Origin of the sequence: Devosia sp. Leaf64, from assembly GCF_001421945.1 — a bacterium.
Lineage (GTDB): Bacteria > Pseudomonadota > Alphaproteobacteria > Rhizobiales > Devosiaceae > Devosia.
The window spans coordinates 1-7068 of sequence record NZ_LMLO01000020.1 but is presented as its reverse complement, the minus strand read 5'-3'; the positions used below and the strand labels follow the sequence as shown (position 1 = coordinate 7068).

10 protein-coding genes are annotated in these 7068 nt (G+C 56.8%); 3 read left to right on the top strand and 7 right to left on the bottom strand.

What is annotated here, in order from left to right; translation table 11 throughout:
• Window positions 1–217: 217 nt before the first annotated feature.
• Window positions 218–1168 carry a MerR family transcriptional regulator gene (locus ASE94_RS12780; RefSeq protein ID WP_062630727.1) on the top strand — a complete coding sequence of 317 codons (951 nt, stop codon included), beginning with the start codon at window positions 218–220 and terminating at the stop codon, window positions 1166–1168.
• Window positions 1169–1332: 164 nt separating this feature from the next.
• Here ASE94_RS12780 and ASE94_RS12775 read toward each other — a convergent pair whose 3' ends face one another.
• Window positions 1333–1965 carry a tyrosine-type recombinase/integrase gene (locus tag ASE94_RS12775; protein ID WP_062630726.1) on the bottom strand — a complete coding sequence of 211 codons (633 nt, stop codon included), beginning with the start codon at window positions 1963–1965 and terminating at the stop codon, window positions 1333–1335.
• Window positions 1966–2307: 342 nt separating this feature from the next.
• Here ASE94_RS12775 and ASE94_RS12770 point away from each other — a divergent pair, with 342 nt between their 5' ends.
• Entirely contained in the window at window positions 2308–2634 is a 327-nt protein-coding gene (locus tag ASE94_RS12770; RefSeq protein ID WP_156352140.1) for a hypothetical protein, read from the top strand.
• 10 nt (window positions 2635–2644) lie between these two features.
• Window positions 2645–2788, top strand: coding sequence for a hypothetical protein (locus tag ASE94_RS21005; RefSeq protein WP_156352139.1), 144 nt, complete (start codon window positions 2645–2647; stop codon window positions 2786–2788).
• Between the two features lie 11 nt (window positions 2789–2799).
• Here the strand turns inward: ASE94_RS21005 and ASE94_RS12765 are convergent, their stop codons facing one another.
• From ASE94_RS12765 to ASE94_RS12740, 6 genes are all read right to left on the bottom strand, one after another.
• Window positions 2800–3801, bottom strand: coding sequence for a sensor histidine kinase (locus ASE94_RS12765; protein ID WP_062630724.1), 1002 nt, complete (start codon window positions 3799–3801; stop codon window positions 2800–2802).
• Between the two features lie 60 nt (window positions 3802–3861).
• The gene (locus tag ASE94_RS12760; RefSeq protein ID WP_062630723.1) at window positions 3862–4233 is read right to left on the bottom strand and encodes a response regulator; all 372 of its coding nucleotides are present in this window, start codon (window positions 4231–4233) and stop codon (window positions 3862–3864) included.
• A 464-nt stretch (window positions 4234–4697) separates the two neighbouring features.
• The gene (locus ASE94_RS12755; protein WP_062630722.1) at window positions 4698–5147 is read right to left on the bottom strand and encodes a hypothetical protein; all 450 of its coding nucleotides are present in this window, start codon (window positions 5145–5147) and stop codon (window positions 4698–4700) included.
• A gap of 118 nt (window positions 5148–5265) precedes the next feature.
• Window positions 5266–5673 (bottom strand): hypothetical protein, encoded by a 408-nt coding sequence (locus ASE94_RS21000; RefSeq protein WP_156352138.1) that lies wholly within the window; start codon window positions 5671–5673, stop codon window positions 5266–5268.
• A gap of 3 nt (window positions 5674–5676) precedes the next feature.
• Window positions 5677–6018 carry a hypothetical protein gene (locus ASE94_RS12745; protein ID WP_062630720.1) on the bottom strand — a complete coding sequence of 114 codons (342 nt, stop codon included), beginning with the start codon at window positions 6016–6018 and terminating at the stop codon, window positions 5677–5679.
• Window positions 6019–6080: 62 nt separating this feature from the next.
• Window positions 6081–6554, bottom strand: a complete 474-nt coding sequence (locus tag ASE94_RS12740) for an Hsp20 family protein (RefSeq protein ID WP_062630762.1) — start codon at window positions 6552–6554, stop codon at window positions 6081–6083.
• Window positions 6555–7068: the final 514 nt, after the last annotated feature.

The following is a 7068-nucleotide window of genomic DNA, read 5'->3' as shown; positions in this document are numbered from 1 at the left end:
CGGCTGCCAACGGCGGCTTTTGGGTTATCGACAGTGTGGCCTGAACGACCGGAATGGGGCGCGGTTTGGGTCTGGCAGGTGTCGACCCCATTGCGCGCGTCTCCTGTCGGCGATGACCGACCGCATAGTCGCCATTTGCCAGCATCGTCAGGTTTCAGAAAAGCAGTCATTCGCTTTCTCCAATGGTTGACTTGCCAGTTGGTGGAAGCGGTAAGCCATGATCATGAGCCAGAAAACCTACACCATCGGTGAACTTGCCCGACGCAGCGGAATCTCCACACGCAGAATCCGCTTTTACGCAGATGCCGGACTTCTCTCTCCAGGACGGACCCAAGCTGGGTATCGCGTTTTTGACGACCGCGACCTGGTGGTTCTCGATCTGATCAGGTCCTTGCGCGAGGCAGGCGCGGGCCTTGATTCTATTCGCTCCATGCTGAAGCAGGACGTCACCCTGAAAGACCTTTTGGCAGTGCGCTTGTCGGATGTTGAGGCAAGCATTCGCAGGCAGAAGGCTCTTGCCGCAACACTGCGCCTGGCGCTTTCAACCGGCAATCCCACGCTCGAAGACCTTCGGAGGATCAGTCAAATGATAGGCCATTCCCAATCCCAACGGCATGCGACCGCCACAGCCTTTCTTGATATGACGACAGATGGGGTAAGCTACGATCCACGTTGGCGGTCGACAATGGTCGATCTCATTGCTGCGCCGTCACTGCCGGATGATCCTTCGACAGAGCAGGTTGATGCCTGGCTAGAACTTAACGACTTGCTGGCAAACGAACGGCTTCAGATGCTGCTTCGTGCTCAAGCCGTTGACACAGGGCGCACTGCCAAATTTCTTAGGGTGCGCGACGAGCCTGAAATTTGGCGTGCCCGAGACAAACAAATCATGGAAAAGGCTCGGGCCGCGCTACGGCAAGGTTTGTCGCCTGCTTCCTCAGATGGCCAACAACTTGCAGACGAATACATTGCCTTCATGGCCTGGAACCGCGGGTTGTCCGATGACGCGGCGTTCAGGGATGCGATCCGTGACATGTGGGTAGAGGGTGACATTATCGATCGATTTTGGCAGTGCGTCGGCGTATTGAACGGTCGCGACGGCGAACCTTCCGCCGAATACAAATGGCTGGCGAGCGCTACGGCCTTGCGGCTTCAGCCGCCTTCCTAGTGAGTCCCGGATGATACAGGCAGGTTTCGGTCCATCAGGCTAGAAAGCGGCCAGTCCGCTATCCACCCCGAGATCGCTGGAGAAGGAACCCTCCAGGTTTCCATTCGATACCATCATGCATCGAGCTTCGCCGACCGATTAAGCGTGTTGGCGAAGCTCTACCGTCAATTCTCGGTCGCTTCAGATAGCGAGAGGGCGTCGTCAATATCGACACCAAGATACCTTACGGTGTTCTCGATCTTGCTGTGCCCCAGCAAAATCTGGATCGCTCTGAGGTTGCCAGTAGCCTTGTAGATGATCGACGCCTTCGTTCGGCGCAAAGAATGCGTTCCATATTCGTCAGGTGGCAAGCCGATCGCGGTGACCCATTCATCGACGAGGCGGGCATATTGTCGGGTGCTCAAGTGACCGGCAGCATTGACCCGGCTTGGAAATGCGAAGTCGTCAATGCTGCCGCCTCGCCGTTCGAGCCAGGCGAGCAGGCTGGCTCTCGTATCGGCGGTGATTTCGAACTGAACTGGTCTTCCCGTTTTCTGCTGGATGACCATCGATCGCGAGCGGATGGCGGGTCCCGCCACAAGCGTGCCGATTTTGATTTTGACCAAGTCGCAGCCCCGGAGCTTGCTGTCCAACGCCAGGTCGAAGAGAGCTCGATCTCTCATCCGACCTTCACGATCAAGAAAGAAGCGGATCGACCAAATCTGTTTGATCTTCAAAGCGCGTTTAGCGCCAACCTGCCTGCCGGCGTTCCACGCTGGCCTTCCTGCAGCAGCAGGATCATATTGTGAGATACCAATTACGTTTCTCCTTTGGCCGAAGTGGCCGCAAGAGCAACGGTTAGATGGCGTCCAAGGCAGCGGTTCTCGTCAAAGACCTTCGTGAGGGCAGGGGACTACCGACCCCAACTCGGACATTTGAGCCGCTCCTTTGATATGCCGAAAAGCGGCCATCCGTGGTTTCAGGCTGACTTTAACTGTCCGCCTTGTTCCAGCTCTGACAACGCAGACTGCATCGCGCAAAAGCGGGCGTAGAATCCTCGATCGGTTCTTTTTGCAACTCCCCGCAACCCTCACGACTTCTGGGGGTTGGTCTATGCCACGCGCGCACGAGCCGTGAAACGCCTGGCAGGAAATCCAAACATGCGCAAATACCTGGCAGATGCTCAAGTCATCTCCGAGATTGAGACCGTCCGTACTGCTCTGCCTACTTGGGTGGTCAGCACCGCCGAGCTGGTCGAACTCGCAGAGAACGCGGAACGAGCCGCCGTGCACTCGAACCTGGAGACGCTCGATCGGTCGCGCAAGCTGATCGTCGAAGTCGCCGAATGGCAGCAGAAGCTAAGCGAGTGGCAGGGCTTGGACCTGTCGCCGCGTCTTAAGGCTGAGCTTCGGATCCTCAAAGCGACGCTTGATGCCTCGATGGATGAAGCGAACGGCGCTGCCGGCGAATTAAAACTGTTCGATTAGGGAGATGGCAGTGGCTGACGATAAGAAGAACGAAGACCCGAAATCGAGTCCTGACTTGAAAGACGTGGAGCCCGGCAGCGATGCCGATGCCACGCTCGTGCCGGAAGTAGGCAAGACGCCGCCGGATCCGAACAAGAAACAGCCTGCAAAATAGCAAGACAGCTATTATTGGGCCAGCTTTTGTGCGTCCATCTTGATCAATACCACGACGCCTTCATCGGACCAGTCGGTCTTGATCTCGCCGCCGAGCTGGCCCGTGACGCTTCGGTTTAGCAGCTTGCTGCCGTAGCCTGTATCCGCTCCAGGGTGCTGGACGGCCGGGCCTCCACGCTCGGTCCAAGTCATCCTCACCTCTGTTTCGGAGTTTGTGCCGGAGATGTCCAGCAGGCCGCTATCTACTGACAGGGCGCCGTACTTGAGAGAGTTCGTCGCTAGTTCGTGGATTACCAGAGCCAATGTGGTTGCCGCCTGCTCACCGACGCCCATACGAGGCACTGCGACGCGAATGCGCCCACTGAAGGCACCAGTGTCGTCGTATGGTGCCAGCAGCACCGATATCAGGTCTCCGAGAAGCGCCGCTGTGCCTTGGTGCCCTGGTAGTGGCCTAACCAAGTCGTGGGCTCTTCCCAGCGCGGTCAGGCGGTTCGTCAATTCCTTTGCCATTTCCTCGACGGTGGCCGTAGAACGCGAGGTCAAGTTGGTTAGTCCCGCAGCGATGGCGAGCAGGTTTTTCACCCGGTGGCTCATCTCGCCGGCTAGGAGTTCATGACCTTCCTCGGCCTGTTTCCGGCCGGTCACGTCAAGGAAGACGCCAGACATTTGACCGCGGTGCAGGCCCTCGTCATTGCCCAGGCCGCGCGCTGATACCCACCGAATTTCGTCGCCCAGAAGGATGCGAAAGTCGATTTCGTAGGCGCCAACAATAGCGCGGGTTGCCGTAAAGGCGGACCGTACTCGGTCACGGTCGGCCGGGTGGATGCGCGAGGAGAGGTCCTCGAAGGTTACCTTGCTTGCCATCGGCAATCCCCAGAGCTCGAAGCCCTGTTCGTCCATGGCGAAAGCGTCGGTCGCGACGGTCCACGACCACAGGGCGACCCCGGCGGCGTGTAGCGCGCGCTTTAGGTTCTTCACTTCCCAGAGGGGGTGGTTCTCATCGCTGAATGGCATGTGGCCTCCAAAAGGGCATCAAATCAATTTGCCCATGGACTGAATGCGCGCAAGGCGCAATCACTTGGGGTCGGCTATATGCAAAATCGTTCGGATTATCTGGTCCGGCACATAGGGCTTCGGGATGAATTTGACAGAAGGCGGCAGGTCCGTTTCGGCGACGACGCGATGGCCTGACGTCACCACAACTTGGATCTGAGGGGAGCGCTCCCTAACGATTCTCGCCAGTTCCAACCCATCGACGCCGCCGGGCATGTCCACGTCGGTGAACACCACATTCACGACTGGATTGTCGGCGAGGATGGCAATGGCTTCCAGCGCATTCCCAGCTTCAAGAACATGAAAGCCTTGGTCTTCAAGCTCGCCGACTATGTCCATCCGGACAAGTGGCTCGTCTTCCACAACGAGGACTGCGATTCCAAGAGACGTCATTGGTGCCCTCGATCGCCGATACAACCATGCTTGCGAAGATGCAGGCTCGTTCACTTGTAACGAATTTGCAACGCGGTGGATACTTCGCTTCCAACGATTGGCACAGTGATCTTGGGCTCGTCGAAACGTCCTTTCTCTCATTTTATTCCCGTTGCGAGATGGTCGTCTAACGTCCGCTTCGGAACCCTAACACCCGAAAGCAGCCAGTCCACTTGCCACCCGAAGCAGAAGGGAAGGGTAGGGCACCGGCAGCCGACCGTCGGCACTCGACCCCATTTCTGCCGTCCAGGCCTTCTTATCGATTTCCTAATAGCTGCCATTCGGCTCAGACCACTTGGATGTCGATATCGGGTGGCTAACCTTGGCGTTGCTATCAACAGCCCTCCGGCTTCATGCCGGAGGCCAAACTTCGCACTAATCGTTAGAGGCCGGTTTAGTAGGGCCTAGCCGAGATCCCCTCAAACTTATTTCGCAGCGACAGCAGCCCCGCCGGATAGACTTGGTGTAAGGCGAGGTATACCAGCTGCGGCAGGAGCTGGCGGCGGATCATCGTCGTTATCATCGCGGCGCCACGAATTGCCTAGCTGCCGCACTGCCCTGCCCAATGCACGACGATGGCGAAGCCCTCGCGCTGTCCCCGATTGCACCGGGCGGGCCGCGACGGGTTCGTTGTCGAGCTGCTTGAGCGCATCTAAAATCGCGTCAATGTCCAGCGTCGTGCCGTTGTCGAGCTTACGAAGGGACGGTGCGTCGGGCACCGCACGGGCGTCTGACGCCCAGGAGGCCAGAATTGCCCGCTTCTGCGCTATCGTCAGCGAAGAGTCTCTGAGAATGTCAACGGGTCGAGACGTCTTGAGCGCGGCATCCAAGACCTCAGTTTCATATTCATCCGAGGGATAGAAAGCATCCAACATTTCAATTCTCCGATGCTATGACTGCCTCAACGGGCAGTTTAAAGCTTAGTGGCACTTTTTGATCGCAATACGCCGCCGTTCCGCTAATGCTGATCTTCCCATTTTTGGGGTGATCGGGCTATGCGGCGGCCAACGCGCGATTCGGTGGCTTATTGATATGCTGAGGATCGGCGATTGTGGCCGCAGTTTCCCGTGAGCCGTACCGCTCAACGCTTTCAAGCGTCTTTATGGCCAGAACTGCCTCTGTTTTCAGGGTTTTTAAATGTCGGATTGTGGCTTCCACACGATGATCGTTGCATGGTCTTTCGTTCAGCGCGATCCACTCGGCCTCGATCAACTGGGCGACGCACTCCGCTTCGACTTTAGCCCATGGATCTGGCGTCCCTTTCAAAAAGGCTTCGCGTGCAAGTCGGGAAATTCTGTCGATATCGACGGCCCAATCGCACAGCACTTCCGGTGAGGCCTTCGCTGGTGAAATTAGGCTGTCGTCCTCATACTTTTTTGAGGGATAGAAATAGTTAGCCATCGCTTAATTCCGCGCGACGTCGAAGTCTGTTACCTTCCAGTTGGCTAATGCGCTCCATTGGCCGAGGGAATCCAGCCCGCTACCGATGGCTGGGGCAATGGCATCCACAGCGGCTACAGATGCATCCGCATCCTTATGCTGAGCCATTGGAGCCTCAACCAGCTCGGCTCTACGAATGCCCACCTTCTTGGGCCACAAATCCTCCGCTGCCACAACGGCACGAAATTCAAGCCAGCCCGAAGTTGAGTTTTGGATAGGGCTTCTGTCACCTTCTTTGGCGATGGCCGATGTCGAAAGGGCCAAAGCACAAAAGGTGGCAGCTATTAAAGCCGAAATCGTTCGCATTTGTATCTCCTTTCTATCTAGGATTTGCGATGGCGCCGAATGCACTCCGGCGCCGCTGTGCCCTAGGCCGCCCGCTGGGCATCCTCGATCTGGCGAGGTTCAGACCAGGCAGAATGGGCCTTTCGGATTTCGATACGTCGTGGCTTTTTCGCCTCTGGAATTTCCCGCTTTAGATCGACGGTCAACAGGCCGTTGGCCAGGCTTGCACCATTGACTTTGACGTGGTCAGCCAGCTCGAACCGACGCTGGAAGGTGCGGCCTGAGATACCGCGGTACAGATATTGCCGGTCCTCTTCGCCGGCCTTTCGGCCTTCCACGACAAGAAGGTTAGGCTCAGAAGTCAGCGTGAGCTCTTCGTCGGTGAACCCGGCAACCGCCATGGTGATCTGATAGTCGTCATCACCCATCTTGACGATGTCGTAAAGCGGCCAGCTGTCGATGGACTGAACGCGGCTGGCGCTTTCCAGCAGATTGAACATACGATCAAAGCCGATGCTCGAACGATAGAGCGGTGCGAAATCGAGATTGGTCCTCATAGCCATATTCTCCTTGAGCAACATGGATACGAGAGGCGCCCAAGAGAACGCCTCTCAGACTTTACCAACGCCAATGAGGCCGTCGGCGACAAATGATTTTGGAAGGTCAAGACCGGTTTCAAGGGGAGTGACGAAAAAAATTTGATCCCCGGAAGCGGCCTATTTAACCAGGCGAATTGAGTGTCGATGTCCGTGAGCCTCGACGAGATGTTTTAGGGACGACTCATCGAGAGAAATCGTTGAATTTGGATCCTCGGGTCTGGTGCCGAAGCCGAAGAGCAAGGAGCTGGGGGGCCGGCCTAAAGATTGTTTCAGTCGACTCGAGAACTAAACCCAACTTAAGCCTAGCGGTAGATCAGGATCTGCCGGCCGCAGCGGAACTCCACTGTTCCAAATACCCTCAGCTGACTGACGAATTCATGGCAGCGATCGCGCGCGGTAGGAGTTGTATTCAATAGGGGGAATGATTGGACCGATAATGCTCGCCAGCAATGTAAAGCCATTCGAAACGCCT

Coding starts and splice junctions, on each gene's coding strand:
- ASE94_RS12780 (WP_062630727.1), top strand. CDS start 218: ATGATCATGAGCCAGAAAACCTACACCATCGGTGAACTTGCCCGACGC.
- ASE94_RS12770 (WP_156352140.1), top strand. CDS start 2,308: ATGCGCAAATACCTGGCAGATGCTCAAGTCATCTCCGAGATTGAGACC.
- ASE94_RS12765 (WP_062630724.1), bottom strand. CDS start 3,801: ATGCCATTCAGCGATGAGAACCACCCCCTCTGGGAAGTGAAGAACCTA.
- ASE94_RS12760 (WP_062630723.1), bottom strand. CDS start 4,233: ATGACGTCTCTTGGAATCGCAGTCCTCGTTGTGGAAGACGAGCCACTT.
- ASE94_RS12755 (WP_062630722.1), bottom strand. CDS start 5,147: ATGTTGGATGCTTTCTATCCCTCGGATGAATATGAAACTGAGGTCTTG.
- ASE94_RS21000 (WP_156352138.1), bottom strand. CDS start 5,673: ATGGCTAACTATTTCTATCCCTCAAAAAAGTATGAGGACGACAGCCTA.
- ASE94_RS12745 (WP_062630720.1), bottom strand. CDS start 6,018: ATGCGAACGATTTCGGCTTTAATAGCTGCCACCTTTTGTGCTTTGGCC.
- ASE94_RS12740 (WP_062630762.1), bottom strand. CDS start 6,554: ATGAGGACCAATCTCGATTTCGCACCGCTCTATCGTTCGAGCATCGGC.